The sequence below is a fragment of the Pseudomonas sp. NFACC46-3 genome, assembly GCF_900114515.1.
Classification (GTDB): Bacteria; Pseudomonadota; Gammaproteobacteria; order Pseudomonadales; family Pseudomonadaceae; genus Aquipseudomonas; species Aquipseudomonas fluorescens_Q.
In genome coordinates, this window is the sequence record NZ_FOTH01000003.1 from 188,777 (window position 1) to 203,523 (window position 14,747).

The 14,747-nt window shown below is 60.8% G+C and carries 16 protein-coding genes; 10 read left to right on the forward strand and 6 right to left on the reverse strand.

Annotated elements, in window-relative coordinates; translation table 11 throughout:
- Window positions 1–151 precede the first annotated feature (151 nt).
- The gene (locus BM300_RS06385; RefSeq protein ID WP_092462362.1) at window positions 152–895 is read left to right on the forward strand and encodes a phosphatase PAP2 family protein; all 744 of its coding nucleotides are present in this window, start codon (window positions 152–154) and stop codon (window positions 893–895) included.
- A 196-nt stretch (window positions 896–1,091) separates the two neighbouring features.
- On the opposite strand, the gene groL is transcribed toward BM300_RS06385, so the two are convergent.
- The 4 genes from groL to BM300_RS06405 form a co-directional block, all read right to left on the reverse strand.
- A complete protein-coding gene (groL, locus tag BM300_RS06390; RefSeq protein ID WP_063324663.1) occupies window positions 1,092–2,735 on the reverse strand; it encodes a chaperonin GroEL in 1,644 nt (547 codons plus the stop codon).
- Between the two features lie 50 nt (window positions 2,736–2,785).
- Window positions 2,786–3,079, reverse strand: coding sequence for a co-chaperone GroES (locus BM300_RS06395; protein ID WP_003204913.1), 294 nt, complete (start codon window positions 3,077–3,079; stop codon window positions 2,786–2,788).
- Window positions 3,080–3,323: 244 nt separating this feature from the next.
- A complete protein-coding gene (locus BM300_RS06400) occupies window positions 3,324–3,800 on the reverse strand; it encodes an FxsA family protein (protein ID WP_063324662.1) in 477 nt (158 codons plus the stop codon).
- 66 nt (window positions 3,801–3,866) lie between these two features.
- Complete coding sequence (locus BM300_RS06405) at window positions 3,867–4,598, reverse strand: HugZ family pyridoxamine 5'-phosphate oxidase (RefSeq protein ID WP_092462364.1); 732 nt, start codon at window positions 4,596–4,598, stop codon at window positions 3,867–3,869.
- Window positions 4,599–4,762: 164 nt separating this feature from the next.
- Between BM300_RS06405 and BM300_RS06410 the strand changes: the two genes are divergently transcribed.
- Window positions 4,763–5,521, forward strand: a complete 759-nt coding sequence (locus tag BM300_RS06410; RefSeq protein WP_092145170.1) for an SDR family oxidoreductase — start codon at window positions 4,763–4,765, stop codon at window positions 5,519–5,521.
- A 59-nt stretch (window positions 5,522–5,580) separates the two neighbouring features.
- Here the strand turns inward: BM300_RS06410 and apbC are convergent, their stop codons facing one another.
- Complete coding sequence (gene apbC, locus BM300_RS06415) at window positions 5,581–6,675, reverse strand: iron-sulfur cluster carrier protein ApbC (protein WP_092145168.1); 1,095 nt, start codon at window positions 6,673–6,675, stop codon at window positions 5,581–5,583.
- A gap of 278 nt (window positions 6,676–6,953) precedes the next feature.
- Between apbC and metG the strand changes: the two genes are divergently transcribed.
- The 8 genes from metG to BM300_RS06455 all read left to right on the forward strand — a co-directional run bounded on the left by metG (window position 6,954) and on the right by BM300_RS06455 (window position 13,750).
- A complete protein-coding gene (gene metG / locus BM300_RS06420) occupies window positions 6,954–8,999 on the forward strand; it encodes a methionine--tRNA ligase (RefSeq protein ID WP_092223508.1) in 2,046 nt (681 codons plus the stop codon).
- A gap of 130 nt (window positions 9,000–9,129) precedes the next feature.
- A complete protein-coding gene (locus BM300_RS06425; protein WP_092462366.1) occupies window positions 9,130–9,702 on the forward strand; it encodes an Rnf-Nqr domain containing protein in 573 nt (190 codons plus the stop codon).
- Window positions 9,699–10,718 carry an electron transport complex subunit RsxB gene (gene rsxB, locus BM300_RS06430; RefSeq protein WP_092462368.1) on the forward strand — a complete coding sequence of 340 codons (1,020 nt, stop codon included), beginning with the start codon at window positions 9,699–9,701 and terminating at the stop codon, window positions 10,716–10,718. The genes BM300_RS06425 and rsxB overlap by 4 nt, the downstream gene beginning before the upstream one ends.
- Window positions 10,705–11,691, forward strand: coding sequence for an RnfABCDGE type electron transport complex subunit D (locus BM300_RS06435; RefSeq protein WP_092462370.1), 987 nt, complete (start codon window positions 10,705–10,707; stop codon window positions 11,689–11,691). The genes rsxB and BM300_RS06435 overlap by 14 nt, the downstream gene beginning before the upstream one ends.
- The gene (locus BM300_RS06440; RefSeq protein ID WP_063324654.1) at window positions 11,688–12,299 is read left to right on the forward strand and encodes an RnfABCDGE type electron transport complex subunit G; all 612 of its coding nucleotides are present in this window, start codon (window positions 11,688–11,690) and stop codon (window positions 12,297–12,299) included. The genes BM300_RS06435 and BM300_RS06440 overlap by 4 nt, the downstream gene beginning before the upstream one ends.
- The gene (locus BM300_RS06445) at window positions 12,292–12,825 is read left to right on the forward strand and encodes an Rnf-Nqr domain containing protein (protein ID WP_092345641.1); all 534 of its coding nucleotides are present in this window, start codon (window positions 12,292–12,294) and stop codon (window positions 12,823–12,825) included. Before BM300_RS06440 ends, BM300_RS06445 begins: the two co-directional genes overlap by 8 nt.
- On the forward strand, window positions 12,822–13,460 hold the full coding sequence (gene nth / locus BM300_RS06450) for an endonuclease III (RefSeq protein ID WP_003204935.1): 639 nt from the start codon (window positions 12,822–12,824) through the stop codon (window positions 13,458–13,460). Before BM300_RS06445 ends, nth begins: the two co-directional genes overlap by 4 nt.
- A gap of 107 nt (window positions 13,461–13,567) precedes the next feature.
- A complete protein-coding gene (locus BM300_RS06455; protein ID WP_063324652.1) occupies window positions 13,568–13,750 on the forward strand; it encodes a PA3496 family putative envelope integrity protein in 183 nt (60 codons plus the stop codon).
- Between the two features lie 55 nt (window positions 13,751–13,805).
- Here BM300_RS06455 and BM300_RS06460 read toward each other — a convergent pair whose 3' ends face one another.
- Window positions 13,806–14,432 (reverse strand): response regulator transcription factor, encoded by a 627-nt coding sequence (locus BM300_RS06460; RefSeq protein ID WP_003204939.1) that lies wholly within the window; start codon window positions 14,430–14,432, stop codon window positions 13,806–13,808.
- Between the last annotated feature and the right edge of the window lie 315 nt (window positions 14,433–14,747).

Below are 14,747 nucleotides of genomic sequence, written 5' to 3' on the forward strand. Positions count from 1 at the left end.
GGCTAGGATTGTATCGGCTGTGGCAGCCTGGACCCACAGCCAGACTGCAAGGCATTGACGAGTTTTTCACCCAACATTCACACCGTCCCGACGCAACGCAGACCAGACTGCGCATCGCGCTGCTTACGCCCCCACCACCAAAGGTACTGCCATGGTTTCCACCGCCATCCGCCCCGCTTCCAGGCCCCTGAATTTCTGGATTGCCCTCGGCCTGCCTGCCGTTGTCGCAGCGATTCTGGTGTTACTGGAACTGACCACGTTGGACATAGACCTGGCGAAGCTGTTTTACGACCCGATGGCGGGTGGATTTATCGGTCGACACAGCTTTTTCCTGGAGGACATCCTGCACGACCGGGCCAAAGAGGTGGTGATCGTATTTTCCATGCTGGCGGTCCTGGGATTCATCAGCTCGTTCTTCATCGCCCGGCTCAAACCGCTCAAGCGCGAGCTCGGTTGCCTGGTGCTGTCCCTGGCACTGGCGACGTCCTTCGTCACGCCGATGAAAGCGGTGACAGCAGTGCAATGCCCCTGGAGCCTGAAGGAATTCGGTGGCAAGGAAACCTATAGCGAACTGCTCAGCCCACGGCCGGCCACGGACAAACCCGGTCGATGCTGGCCCGGCGGTCACGCCGCCACTGGGTTCACGTTGTTTGCGCTGTTTTTTGTGCTACGCGACCGCCGTCCACGCCTGGCCCGCCAGGCTCTGATATTCGCCTTCACGTTGGGAACGGTGTTCTCCCTGGGGCGGATGATGCAAGGGGCGCATTTCTTTTCCCATAACGTGTGGACGGCGGTGTTCTGTTGGCTGATCTGCCTGGGGTGTTACTACTACATCCTGTACCGACCGGCCGCCACGGCTGATCACGTAGCTGTAACCAGTCCCGCCAATGCCTGAACTGAACCACATCCCAATGTGGGAGCGAGCTTGCTCGCGATAGCGGTGGGTCAGTGCCGGATATATGAGCTGACACACCGTAATCGCGAGCAAGCTCGCTCCCACAGGGGATTGGCACCGCGTCATGAATCCAAGGCAATAAAAAACCCCGCTTGCTTTCGCAGGCGGGGTTTTTCGCTACAGGGGTAAGGCTGGCTTACATCATGCCGCCCATGCCACCCATGCCGCCCATGTCTGGCATACCGCCGCCAGCTGGAGCGTCTTCCTTGATTTCAGCGATCATCGCCTCGGTGGTGATCATCAGGCTGGCAATCGACGAAGCCGCTTGCAGAGCCGAACGAGTCACTTTGGCCGGGTCCAGGATACCCATTTCGATCATGTCGCCGTATTCGCCGGTGGCAGCGTTGTAACCGTAGTTACCCGAACCCTGCTTGACCTTGTCGACCACAACGCTTGGCTCGTCGCCGGAGTTGGCAACGATCTGGCGCAGCGGAGCTTCTACAGCGCGACGCAGCAACTGGATGCCGACGTTCTGGTCATCGTTGTCGCCTTTGAGTTCGCTGATGGCTTGCAGGGCACGAACCAGAGCCACGCCACCGCCAGGTACCACGCCTTCTTCGACGGCTGCGCGGGTAGCGTGCAGGGCGTCTTCAACGCGGGCTTTCTTCTCTTTCATTTCAACTTCGGAACCCGCGCCAACCTTGATCACTGCGACGCCGCCGGACAACTTGGCCAGACGCTCTTGCAGTTTTTCACGGTCGTAGTCGGACGAGGTCTCGGCCACTTGTGCGCGGATCTGGGTAACGCGAGCCTGGATGTCAGCCTCAACGCCGGCACCGTCGATCACGGTGGTGTTTTCCTTGGACAGGATCACGCGCTTGGCGTTACCCAGGTGCTCCAGGGTGGTGCTTTCCAGGCTCAGGCCGATCTCTTCGGAGATAACGGTACCGCCGGTCAGTACAGCGATGTCCTGCAGCATGGCCTTGCGACGATCGCCGAAGCCTGGTGCCTTGACGGCAGCCACTTTGACGATACCGCGCATGTTGTTCACAACCAGGGTCGCCAGGGCTTCGCCTTCAACGTCTTCAGCCACGATCAGCAGTGGGCGGCCAGCTTTGGCAACGGCTTCCAGCACTGGCAGCATTTCGCGGATGTTCGAGATCTTCTTGTCCACCAGCAGGATCAGCGGGCTGTCCAGCTCGGCGGTCATGGTGTCCGGCTTGTTGACGAAGTACGGGGACAGGTAGCCACGGTCGAACTGCATGCCTTCTACAACCGACAGTTCGTTTTCCAGGCCCGAGCCTTCTTCAACGGTGATCACGCCTTCTTTACCGACTTTTTCCATGGCTTCGGCAATGATGTCGCCGATGGAGTTGTCGGAGTTGGCCGAGATGGTGCCGACCTGAGCGATCGCCTTGGAGTCAGCGCAAGGCTTGGCCAGACCCTTCAGTTCCTTGACGATGGCGATGGTCGCCTTGTCGATACCACGCTTGAGGTCCATCGGGTTCATGCCGGCAGCGACGGCTTTCAGGCCTTCGTTGACGATCGACTGAGCCAGTACGGTGGCGGTGGTGGTGCCGTCACCGGCGTCATCGTTGGCACGGGAGGCAACGTCTTTGACCAGCTGCGCGCCCATGTTTTCGAAGCGATCTTTGAGCTCGATTTCCTTGGCTACGGAAACGCCGTCCTTGGTGATGGTCGGAGCGCCGAAGCTCTTCTCGATGATCACGTTACGGCCTTTCGGGCCCAGGGTCGCTTTTACTGCGTCAGCCAGGACGTTGACACCGGCGAGCATTTTCTTGCGGGCGGAATCGCCGAATTTAACTTCTTTAGCAGCCATGATCGATATTCCTTAAATACTTTGTAGTAACGGGAAAATGGGCGGGGGAATCAGCCTTCGAGAACAGCGAGGATTTCGTTCTCGCTCATTACCAGCAGGTCTTCGCCGTCGACTTTCACTGTGTTGCTGCCGGAGTAAGGGCCGAACACAACCTTGTCACCCACTTTCACGGCCAGCGCACGTACTTCACCGTTTTCCAGTGCCTTGCCTGGGCCTACAGCGAGAACTTCACCGTGGTTGGCTTTTTCAGCAGCCGAACCTGGCAGGACGATACCGCCAGCGGTTTTCTTCTCTTCTTCGCTGCGACGGATGACGACGCGGTCATGCAGAGGACGAAGCTTCATTGTCGATCTCTCCTAATTTTTGGTTTTCATCGGCCGGTGTAGTCCCGGCGGGTTTAACAAAGCCGGCGGAGCCGGGTGCGGTTCGTCAGTCGAACCGCGGAAGTCTGCCCGGTGTCACCACCGGAAACCTTGCGGTGACCGTTACATAAGGGCGCACAAGTGGATTACAAGGGCGGGGACAGAAATTTTTTTGCTCCGCGCCACCAAAACGAGCACGGCGCCCGAAGGCGCCGTGCTGAAGGTTTTACTTGGAATCCCGGTGTTCGAATTCGCCTTCGATCACATTGGGCTCGCGGCCCATAGGCTCTCGCGGAGCCGGGCCGCCACGGGGTTGGAGGTCATCGGCGAAGGCACGCTGACGCATCGCCTGCTCTTCGGCACGCTGGCGCATTTTATTGGCCAGCAGCCTACGGGTGAACGGCAACAGCATGACCAGGCCCAACACGTCGCTGATAAAGCCTGGCAGGATCAACAGACCGCCACCCAGGGCCAGCATCAGGCCTTCGAGCATGGTCTGGGCGGGCAGCTCGCCGCGGTTCAGGCTTTCACGGGCACGCAATGCCGTGGCGAGGCCGGCGATACGCAGCACGAACACGCCGAGCATCGAGCCGAGAATGACCAGCAGCAGGGCCGGGAAAAACCCGATCGCACCGCTGACCTTGACGAATACGAACAGCTCCAACACCGGGAACAGCAGAAAGAGCAACAAAAAAGGGCGCATCAAATGGTTCCTCAACGCAAGAATGCCTTGCTATGAAACCCTAAATGACGTCGCCCTTTCGTGAATTCAAGCGTCGACCTCGGCATTTTTCGGCCATTGCTCGGCGTGAGCCAGATAAACCAAGGCTTCGCGCACTTGTGTCGGGGTGTTGCAAGGCGTCGGAAACGCCAGCCAGTGCAGGCCCTGGCCAATGCGCAAGTGCATGCCCTCGCTGTCGATGCCCGCCAGTTGTGCCGGTTCGCTTTTCGGCAGGCCGGTCAGTTCCACGTAATGGGCAATGGCCTTGGCGTGATCGGCATTCATGTGCTCGACCATGCTGGCTTCGGCTTTGCCGGCGAAGGGGTTGGCCAGGGTGAGCTGGTCTAGCCAGTGGATGGCGCCAAAGCCGCCAATGTAGCGATGGCGCACCGGCTCGAGCACCCAGAAATCGAAATCATGGGCCTTGTGGTAGTTCTGCGAGTCAGGGAAATAGCGGTAGTAACGCTCGGCGGCAGCCTCGATGACGGCGCTGTCTTCGAGTTTGCGGGCCTCGGCCAGGTAGGTCAGGCGCCCCACGGCCTGCACATCCTCGGCTCCCCGCTCGCCCACCAGCATCGAACACTTGGGGTCTTTCTGCAGATTGTGAGTGTGCTGGGCGATACGGCTGATCAGGATCAGTGGCCGGCCTTGTTCGTCCAGGCAATAGGGCACCACGGAACCGAACGGAAAGCCGGGCATGGATTTGGAATGAGTGGAGAGCACTCCACGGTATTCCTTGAGCAGCAGTTCCCGGGCATGCTTGGCAGCTTCAACGCTCAACTTATGACTCCTTTAATGAAATCCGTCTAGAAAACGGTCAGGCGACTGGAGTAATGTTCCGATACACCGATAGGACAGTTCTCGTGTGCAACCGGGCTACACGGTCGCCAATCGAAAGACATCCCAAAAGGTCCCCTCCATCGCTGCGCCACCTGGACATGAGCATGCAACTCACTGACAAAGTAATCATTATCACCGGCGGTTGCCAGGGCCTGGGCCGCTCCATGGCCGAGTATCTCGCGGGCAAAGGCGCGAAGCTCGCCCTGGTGGACCTCAACCAGGAAAAACTCGACCAGGCGGTTGCCGCGTGTGCAGCCAAGGGCGTCGAAGCCCGGGCGTACCTGTGCAACGTTGCCAATGAGGAGCAGGTCAGCGACATGGTCGCCCGGGTCGCCGAGGACTTCGGCGCGATCCACGGCCTGATCAACAACGCCGGGATCCTGCGTGACGGCCTGCTGCTCAAGGTCAAGGACGGCGACATGACCAAGATGAGCCTGGCCCAGTGGCAGGCCGTGATCGACGTCAACCTCACCGGTGTATTCCTGTGCACCCGTGAGGTGGCGGCGAAAATGGTCGAGCTGAAGAACAGCGGCGCCATCATCAACATTTCGTCGATCTCGCGCGCCGGCAACGTCGGCCAGACCAATTACTCGGCCGCCAAGGCCGGTGTGGCCGCCGCCACTGTGACCTGGGCCAAGGAGCTGGCACGCTACGGCATCCGTGTCGCCGGCATTGCCCCGGGTTTCATCGAAACCGAAATGACCCTGGGCATGAAGCCCGAGGCCCTGGAAAAAATGACCTCGGGGATTCCGCTCAAGCGCATGGGCAAGCCCGAGGAGATTGCTCATTCGGCGGCGTATATCTTCGAGAACGACTACTACACCGGTCGGATCCTGGAGATGGATGGCGGGTTGCGGATCTAAGCGCCCGTACACATCCACTGTGGGAGCCAGCTCGCTCCCACAGTGGATGGCCCAGCCTGTCAATCGTCGCTGACCGTGATGTTCGGCATCATCGGTGAAGCGGCCTCTTGCAACACGATCCGCGCGCCCACGTGGCGGGCCAGTTCCTGATAGACCATGGCGATCTGGCTGTCCGGTTCGGCGATGACCGTCGGCTTGCCGCCGTCGGCCTGTTCGCGGATCAGCATCGACAGCGGCAGCGAAGCCAGCAATTCGACGCCGTACTGGCTCGCCAGTTTTTCCCCGCCACCTTCGCCGAACAGGTGCTCGGCATGCCCGCAGTTCGAACAGATGTGCACGGCCATGTTCTCCACCACGCCCAGCACCGGGATGTTGACCTTGCGGAACATCTCCACACCCTTGCGCGCGTCCAGCAAGGCCAGGTCTTGAGGCGTGGTGACGATCACCGCACCGGCCACCGGGACTTTCTGCGCCAGGGTCAGTTGGATATCGCCGGTGCCGGGCGGCATGTCGATCACCAGGTAATCCAGGTCGCCCCAGGCGGTTTGCGTGACCAGTTGCAACAAGGCACCGGAAACCATCGGCCCGCGCCAGACCATCGGCGTGTTGTCGTCGGTGAGGAAGGCCATGGACATGACTTCCACGCCATGGGACTGGATCGGCACAAACCACTTCTGGTCCTTGACCTGCGGTCGGGTGCCCTCGGCAACACCGAACATGATGCCCTGGCTCGGGCCGTAGATGTCTGCATCGAGAATCCCGACCTTCGCCCCTTCACGGGCCAGGGCCAGGGCCAGGTTGGCGGCGGTGGTGGACTTGCCCACGCCGCCCTTGCCCGAGGCCACGGCGATCACGTTCTTGACGTTCGCCAGCCCCGGCACCTGCGCCTGGGCCTTGTGGGCGGCGATCACACTGGTGACGTCGACTTTGGCGGCGCTCACCCCGTCCAGGGCCTCGATCGCCATTTGCAGCATCTGCGCCCAACCACCCTTGAACAGGTCGGCGGCGTAGCCGATTTCCAGCTGGACGCTGACGCGATCGCCCTGGATGTCGATGGTGCGCACACATCCGGCGCTGACCGGATCCTGGTTCAGGTAGGGGTCGGTGTACTGGCGAAGGACGGCTTCCACCGCTGCGCGATTGACGGCGCTCATGGGCAACTCCGATAGCAAGACTTGAAAACAGGCCGCTATCCTACGCCCCACCTGCTTGTGTGGCGAGGGAGCTTGCTCCCGCTCGACTGCGCAGCAGTCGCCATCAGGCAGTAAAGGAGATTGAGGATTGACTGATTGGGGCGGCTGCGCCACCCAGCGGGAGCAAGCTCCCTCGCCACAGAGGCCCTGCCAGCATCTGGAAACAGGCTCACAGGGTGAAAAAAAGCCGCCAGCGCTTTATAGTGGCCGACCTCCGTTTCATCAAGTAGCCGAGCCCCATGTCCGAGCCACGCAAGATCCTCGTCACCAGCGCCCTGCCCTATGCCAATGGTTCGATTCACCTCGGCCATATGCTGGAATACATCCAGACCGATATGTGGGTGCGCTTCCAGAAGCATCGCGGCAACCAATGTATTTATGTCTGCGCCGACGACGCCCACGGCTCGGCCATCATGCTGCGTGCGGAAAAAGAAGGCATCACCCCGGAACAACTGATCGCCAACGTCCAGGCTGAACACAGCGCCGACTTTGCCGAGTTCCTGGTGGATTTCGACAACTTCCACTCCACCCACGCCGAAGAAAACCGTGAGCTGTCGAGCCAGATCTACCTGAAGCTGCGTGACGCCGGGCACATCGCTACCCGTTCGATCACCCAGTATTTCGACCCGGAAAAGAAAATGTTCCTGGCCGACCGCTTCATCAAGGGCACCTGCCCGAAATGCGGCACTGAAGACCAGTACGGCGATAACTGCGAAAAATGCGGCGCCACCTACGCACCGACCGACCTGAAGGACCCGAAATCGGCGATTTCCGGGGCGACGCCGGTGCTCAAGGACTCCCAGCATTTCTTCTTCAAGCTGCCGGACTTCCAGCAGATGCTGCAAGCCTGGACCCGCAGCGGCACCCTGCAGGACGCCGTCGCCAACAAGATCGCCGAATGGCTCGATGCAGGCCTGCAGCAGTGGGACATTTCCCGCGATGCGCCGTACTTCGGCTTCGAGATCCCCGACGAGCCCGGCAAGTATTTCTACGTGTGGCTGGATGCACCGATCGGCTACATGGCGAGTTTCAAGAACCTGTGCAACCGCACACCGGAGCTGGACTTCGACGCGTTCTGGGGCAAGGACTCCACTGCCGAGCTGTATCACTTCATCGGCAAGGACATCGTCAACTTCCACGCCTTGTTCTGGCCGGCCATGCTCGAAGGCGCCGGCTTCCGCAAGCCGACCGGTATCAATGTCCACGGCTACCTGACCGTCAACGGCCAGAAAATGTCCAAGTCCCGCGGCACCTTCATCAAGGCCCGGACCTACCTGGACCACCTGTCGCCGGAATACCTGCGCTACTACTACGCGGCCAAGCTCGGCCGTGGCGTCGACGACCTGGACCTGAATCTCGAAGACTTCGTGCAGAAGGTCAACTCCGACCTGGTGGGCAAGGTGGTCAACATTGCCAGCCGCTGCGCCGGTTTTATCCACAAAGGCAACGCCGGTGTTCTGGTAGCCGGCAACGCCGCGCCGGAGCTGACCGACGCTTTCCTGGCCGCGGCGCCAAGCATCGCCGATGCCTATGAGAGCCGCGACTTTGCCCGGGCCATGCGCGAGATCATGGCCTTGGCCGACCGCGCCAATGCCTGGATCGCCGACAAGGCGCCCTGGTCCCTGGCCAAGCAGGAAGGCAAGCAGGACGAAGTCCAGGCGATCTGCGCCCTGGGCATCAACCTGTTCCGCCAACTGGTGATTTTCCTCAAGCCAGTGCTGCCGCTGCTGGCCGCCGATGCCGAGGCGTTCCTCAACGTCGCACCGCTGACCTGGAACGATCACCAGACCCTGCTGAGCAACCATCAGTTGAACGCGTTCAAACCGTTGATGACCCGTATCGACGCGACCAAGGTGCAAGCCATGACCGACGCCTCCAAGGAAGACCTGGCCGCCAGCCAGACCGACACCGGTGTACCTGCCGGGAACGGCGAACTGGCCAAGGACCCGCTGTCGCCGGAAATCGACTTCGACACTTTCGCCGCCGTTGACCTGCGCGTGGCGCTGATCGTCAAGGCCGAGGCCGTCGAAGGCGCCGACAAGCTGCTGCGCCTGACCCTGGACATCGGCGACGAGCAACGCAACGTATTCTCCGGGATCAAGAGTGCCTACCCGGACCCGGCCAAGCTCGAAGGTCGGTTGACGATGATGATCGCCAACCTCAAGCCGCGCAAAATGCGCTTTGGCATCTCCGAAGGCATGGTGATGGCGGCGGGCCCCGGCGGCGAGGAAATCTACCTGTTGAGCCCTGACAGCGGCGCCAAGCCGGGCCAGCGGATCAAGTAACGCGACCGCTTGCTGCACCGATCCCACAGTCGCCTTGCAGGTGGCTGTGGGATTTTCATATCTGGCCCATGCTCCCGGCGTGCCGGATAATGCCTAATCTTGTAACAGGCCCTTTGTCGCCAACGCACCCATGACCGAAATCGTCCTCACGCTGTTCAGCGCTGCCCTGATCAACAACCTGGTGTTGCACTGGCCGCTGGGCGTCGATCCGCTGCTGGCGGCCAATGGTCGAAAGCAGGTGCACGCCTTGGGCCTGGCGACGGCGTGCCTGATGCTGATCGTCGGCACCCTGGGCTACCTGATCGACCATTACCTACTGGCACCAAGCAACCTGGTCTCGCTGCGCTTGTTGGCCTGGCTGTCCTTGAGCGTGTTGCTGATCGACCCCTTGCTGCGCCTGCTGGCACGCTGGCGGCCGGCAATGTCGTTCGAGGGGTTGTGGCCGCTGTTGCTCGGCAATGCCGGCATACTGGGCGTCACACTGCTCAACGGCCAGGATGACCGGGGCCTGGGCCACGCCATCGCCCTGAGCCTGGGTGCCGGGCTGGGGTTCTGGCTGGTGCTGGGCCTGTTCGACGATTTGCGCCAGCGCACTTTCAATAACGATATTCCCCTGCCCTTTCGGGGCCTGCCGATTCAGTTGATCAGCGCCGGACTGATGGCGGTGGCCTTTCTCGGATTACGCGGGCTGGTCAAAACATGAGCCTGATTCAACGTATCGACGCCCTGCTGCCGCAGACCCAATGCGGCAAGTGCGGCCATCCCGGGTGCAAACCCTACGCCGAAGGCATTGCCCAGGGCGAGCCGATCAACAAATGTCCGCCCGGGGGGCGCGAAACCATCGCGGCCCTGGCCGAACTGATGAAAATACCGGTGTTGGAGCTGGACACCAGCCGCGGCGTGGCCCCGGCGCAAATCGCCTTTATCCGGGAAGCCGAATGCATCGGTTGCACCAAGTGCATCCAGGCCTGTCCGGTGGACGCGATTGTCGGCGCCGCCAAGCTGATGCACACCGTCCTCATCGACGAATGCACAGGCTGCGATCTGTGCGTGGCGCCCTGCCCGGTCGATTGCATCGAAATGCGTCCCCTGCCGACGGCAAACGTGCTGCCGATCGTCGGCGGCCTGGCCTTCAGCACCGAAGAACAACAGGCGCGAACCGCCAAGCGCAATCATGCCCGGCGCCGCTTCGAACAACGCAATGCGCGCCTGCGCCGCGAAGAGGAACAGCGCCAGGCCGAGCGCCTGGCTCGGACCAAACGGGCGGCGCAGGCCCAGGCTCAAACCCAGGACCCGGCACTCGACCCCGTACAAGCCGCGCTGGAGCGCGTGCGCGCTCAAAAAGCCGCTACCGCCGATGCCGCCTTGAAAAAAGCCAAGATCGACCTGGCCATGAGCCGGGCACAGCTGAACAAATCCTTGAAAGCGTTCGGCCACCCGCCAACCTTCGAGCAGCAGTCGCAACTGATCGTGCTGCAACGCCAGTTCGAAGCGGCCGAACAGGCGCTGAACCAACTGGAAAGCGCCGCGCCCGCAGCCGCGCCAGCCCCAGCACCGACGCAAAACGCCGAGCTGAAGCGGGCCAAGATCCAACTGGCGATGCGCCGCGCCGAACTCAGCAAAGCCCGGGCAGCTACGGCATCGGATGAACAACTGCAGGCATTGGAACAAGCGGTGAAGGATGCCGAACGCCAGGTGGACGCCCATGCCGCCTCTTGAGCCAGTGGACGAACGGCTGCGCCCAGCAATGACGCGAGTGTTGCTGGCGACGCTGCCCGGCGTGCTGGCGTTGCTGTGGTTCCATGGCTGGGGCGTGGCGCTCAACCTGCTGTTGTCCGGCGCCACTGCGCTGGCAGTCGAGGCGTTGGTGCTGCGCTTGCGACGCCAGCCACTCAGGCCCGACCTGAACGATGGCAGCGCGCTGGTCAGCGCCACGCTGCTGGCCCTGGCCTTGCCGGCCTATTGCCCCTGGTGGCTGACCGTCACGGCGGCCGCCTGCGCCTTGCTGTTCGGCAAGCACCTGTGGGGCGGCGTCGGCAGCAACCCGTTCAACCCGGCAATGCTCGGGTACGCCCTGGTACTGGTGGCCTTTCCTTCCCAGATGAGTCACTGGCCGGCGCTCCACGGCATGGGCCTGTCTGAAGGCTTGCAGCAGGTATTCGGCGCTCATCCGGCGCCCGATGCCTGGGCCGGGGCGACCGCACTGGACAGCCTGCGAATCAACGCGAGCCTGACCGTCGATGAACTGTTCGCCAACGATCCGGCGTTCGGGCGTTTCGGTGGCCGGGGTGGCGAATGGGTCAACCTGGCCTTCCTGGCGGGCGGTCTGTTTCTGCTGCAGCAACGGGTGTTCAGTTGGCATGCACCCGTGGGCATGCTGCTGAGCCTGTCCGTCGTCAGCCTGCTGTGCTGGAACGGTTCGGGCTCCGACTCCCATGGCTCGCCGCTGTTTCATCTGTTCAGCGGCGCAACCATGCTCGGCGCGTTTTTTATCGCGACCGAACCGGTCTCCGGTGCCAAGGCTCCTCTCGCCCGCCTGCTGTTTGGCGCGGGCATGGGATTGCTGGTCTATCTGATACGCACCTGGGGTGGCTATCCCGACGGCGTGGCGTTCGCAGTGTTGCTGATGAACCTCGGCGTGCCGGCACTGGACCGGTTTGCCGAGGCGCGACAACGGCGGCCACTGACATGAACAACCCCGTCGGCGTGGCAATCCTGACCCTGTTGATCGGCCTGGGGCTCGGTGCCACTTACCTCACGCACCTCGGCACGGCCGGGCGCATCGAGGCCCAGCAGCAAGCGCTGGCGAACAGGGCCTTGCTCGAGGTGCTGCCCACCGACCACTATGATAACCAGCCGTTGGCGCACCCCGTTGTCACAGCCTCAGAGCCCCTGGCCCATAGCACGCTGCTGGGCGGCTACCTGGCGACTCGCAGCGGCCAACCCAGCGCCGTGCTGCTGCGTAGCCAGGCGCTGGGCTATGAAGGCAGCATCGAATTGCTGGTCGCCATCGATCCACAGGGCCGGTTGCTGGGTGTCAAGACCCTGCGCCAATCCGAGACACCCGGATTGGGCGCAGCAATTGCCGGCTGGCCGAACGCCTGGTTGCAGACCTTCACGGGTAAATCACGCCAGGCGCCTGATGACAGCGGCTGGGCCTTGAAAAAGGACCAGGGCCAGTTCGATCAACTGGCTGGCGCGACAGTGACGTCCCGGGCGGTCCTCCAGGCTGTTCACGATGCGCTGCGTTACTTCGACGAGCACAAGGCTCAGTTGACGGGGGTGGCGGCCAATGAATAAGCCATGGGGACTGACACACGGCCTGCTGCTCGTCCCATTGGTCGGCGCGAGCGATTCGCTGGTTGGCGCGCTGGGGTTATGGCTGGCCTGGGCCCTGGTTCTTTTCAGCCATGGCTTGGCAATGGGGCTTGTGCGGCAACACCTGGCAGCCTGTCAACGGCTGCTCGCCTCTATCGTGTTGGCCGCTACCCTGAGCACCTGCATTGGCCTTGTCCTCCAGGCCTGGGCACTGGAATTGTATCGACCGTTGAGCCTTTACGTTGGCTGGATCGCCCTGAGCTGCGTAGCGCTGGAGCATGAGGGCTTCTTCGTTGATTCTCGCTGGCCCGGACGCCTCAGGCTGGCCGGGCTGTTTGGCCTTTTGATGATCAGCCTGGGCGCCGTGCGTGAGTTGATCGGCAACGGCCTGCCCCTGGCCCTGCTCGCCCCTGGCGGGTTCATTCTGCTCGGGCTGCTGTTGGCGGCCCGACAGGCCTGGACGGCCGCCAGACCCCATTCATCCGTTGAGGAAACGCCGCGCCCATGAACGCCGCAAAACGCCTGGAAATATTTCGTCGCCTTCACGAGGACAACCCGGAACCGAAAACCGAACTGGCCTATTCCTCACCGTTCGAGTTGCTGATCGCGGTCATCCTGTCAGCCCAGTCCACCGATGTCGGCGTCAACAAAGCCACGGCCAAACTGTTCCCGGTGGCCAATACGCCAGAGGCGATCTATGCCCTGGGCGTCGAAGGACTGTCCGAATACATCAAGACCATCGGGCTGTTCAACAGCAAGGCCAAAAACGTGATCGAGACCTGCCGCCTGCTGATCGAGCGCCACGGCAGTGAAGTCCCGCAAACTCGCGAAGCGCTGGAAGCCCTCCCGGGGGTCGGCCGCAAAACCGCCAACGTCGTGCTCAATACCGCGTTTCGGCAGTTGACCATGGCGGTCGACACCCACATTTTCCGCGTCAGCAACCGCACCGGGCTGGCCCCCGGCAAAAACGTGGTGGAGGTCGAGAAGAAATTGATGAAATTTGTTCCCAAGGAATTCCTGCTGGACTCCCATCACTGGCTCATCCTTCACGGCCGTTACGTTTGCCTGGCGCGCAAGCCTCGCTGCGGCAGCTGCCGAATCGAAGATTTATGCGAATACAAGCACAAGACCTCCGACGATTGAGGTGCTATTGCTTTTATCGATCCATCGATTGAAAAAATCTTTTTTACCCGCCCGCGGTTTATCGATATAAGGAGCGCCAATGGCAGTCTTAGCCTGGAGTCGAACCCATGAGTGCTGGCAAAGAACAACTGGATGTAGAAGACGAATTCATCGCCGCTGAGGGCGACGACGTCGAACCTGTGGTCGTGGAAGTGGCGAAAACCAACCTGAGCAAGCGCCGCACCATCGATAACCTGCTGGAAGAGCGTCGCCTGCAGAAACAACTGGCCGATTATGATTTTGACCTCTGACACGTAAAAGCCTCCCTGATGGAGGCTTTTTACTGAGTACGCGTGACCCGAAAACTCACACCAAGCCATTGCGCTGCGCCAGTTCGATCAGGTCGACCAGCGAACGGGCATTGAGCTTCAATAACAGGCGCGTCTTGTAAGTACTGACGGTCTTGTTGCTCAAGAACATTCCATCGGCGATCTCCTTGTTGGTCTTTCCGCGCGCCAGTTGCTGCAAGACCATCATTTCCCGCCCCGATAATCGATCGACCATATCGGACTCACTGGCATTACCCAGGCTCGACCGCACCGTATGCAATGCCTGGTTGGGAAAGTAACTGTAACCGGACAGTACCGCCTTTATTGCACTCAGTAACTCGGTAAGATCCTGTTGCTTGCATACATACCCGGCCGCCCCCGTCTGCATGCAGCGCATTGAAAAATGTCCCGGCGCCTGGGAAGTCAGCACCAACACCTTCATGGGTGAAGGAATGGCCGTCAGGCGAGCAATGACTTCCAATCCGTCCAGCTTCGGAATACCAATATCGAGAATGACGATATCGGGCATAAGTTCGCGAGCAAACTGTAACGCATCGACGCCATTATCGGTTTCGGCAACGACTTCATAACCATGACGCTCCATCAGCAAACGTACAGCAAGACGAATGACGGGATGATCATCCACGATCAGCACTTTATTCATGGGCAAATCCAACTTCGCTGTTCGAATTTTTAGAGCACGCACAATAGCCTAGTCATTTCTACCTTGGCATGCCGCCCCCCCCTGAACGCTCGCACCGAGAGACAGAACCTACAAGCTATACAGAAAAGTCCTACAAATCGCCGCAGAAAAAATGTGTCATGGATTTTTTTACAGAGAAGGAATGACCTTTCTTAACAATTCGGTAACCCTGTGAACAATGCGCTTTTTCAGCGGCCCACCCACCTATGGACAGCCCACTGGAAAGTTCTTCACTCATAGAAAGTAACTGAATTATTTACTGTTAAAACTACCTTC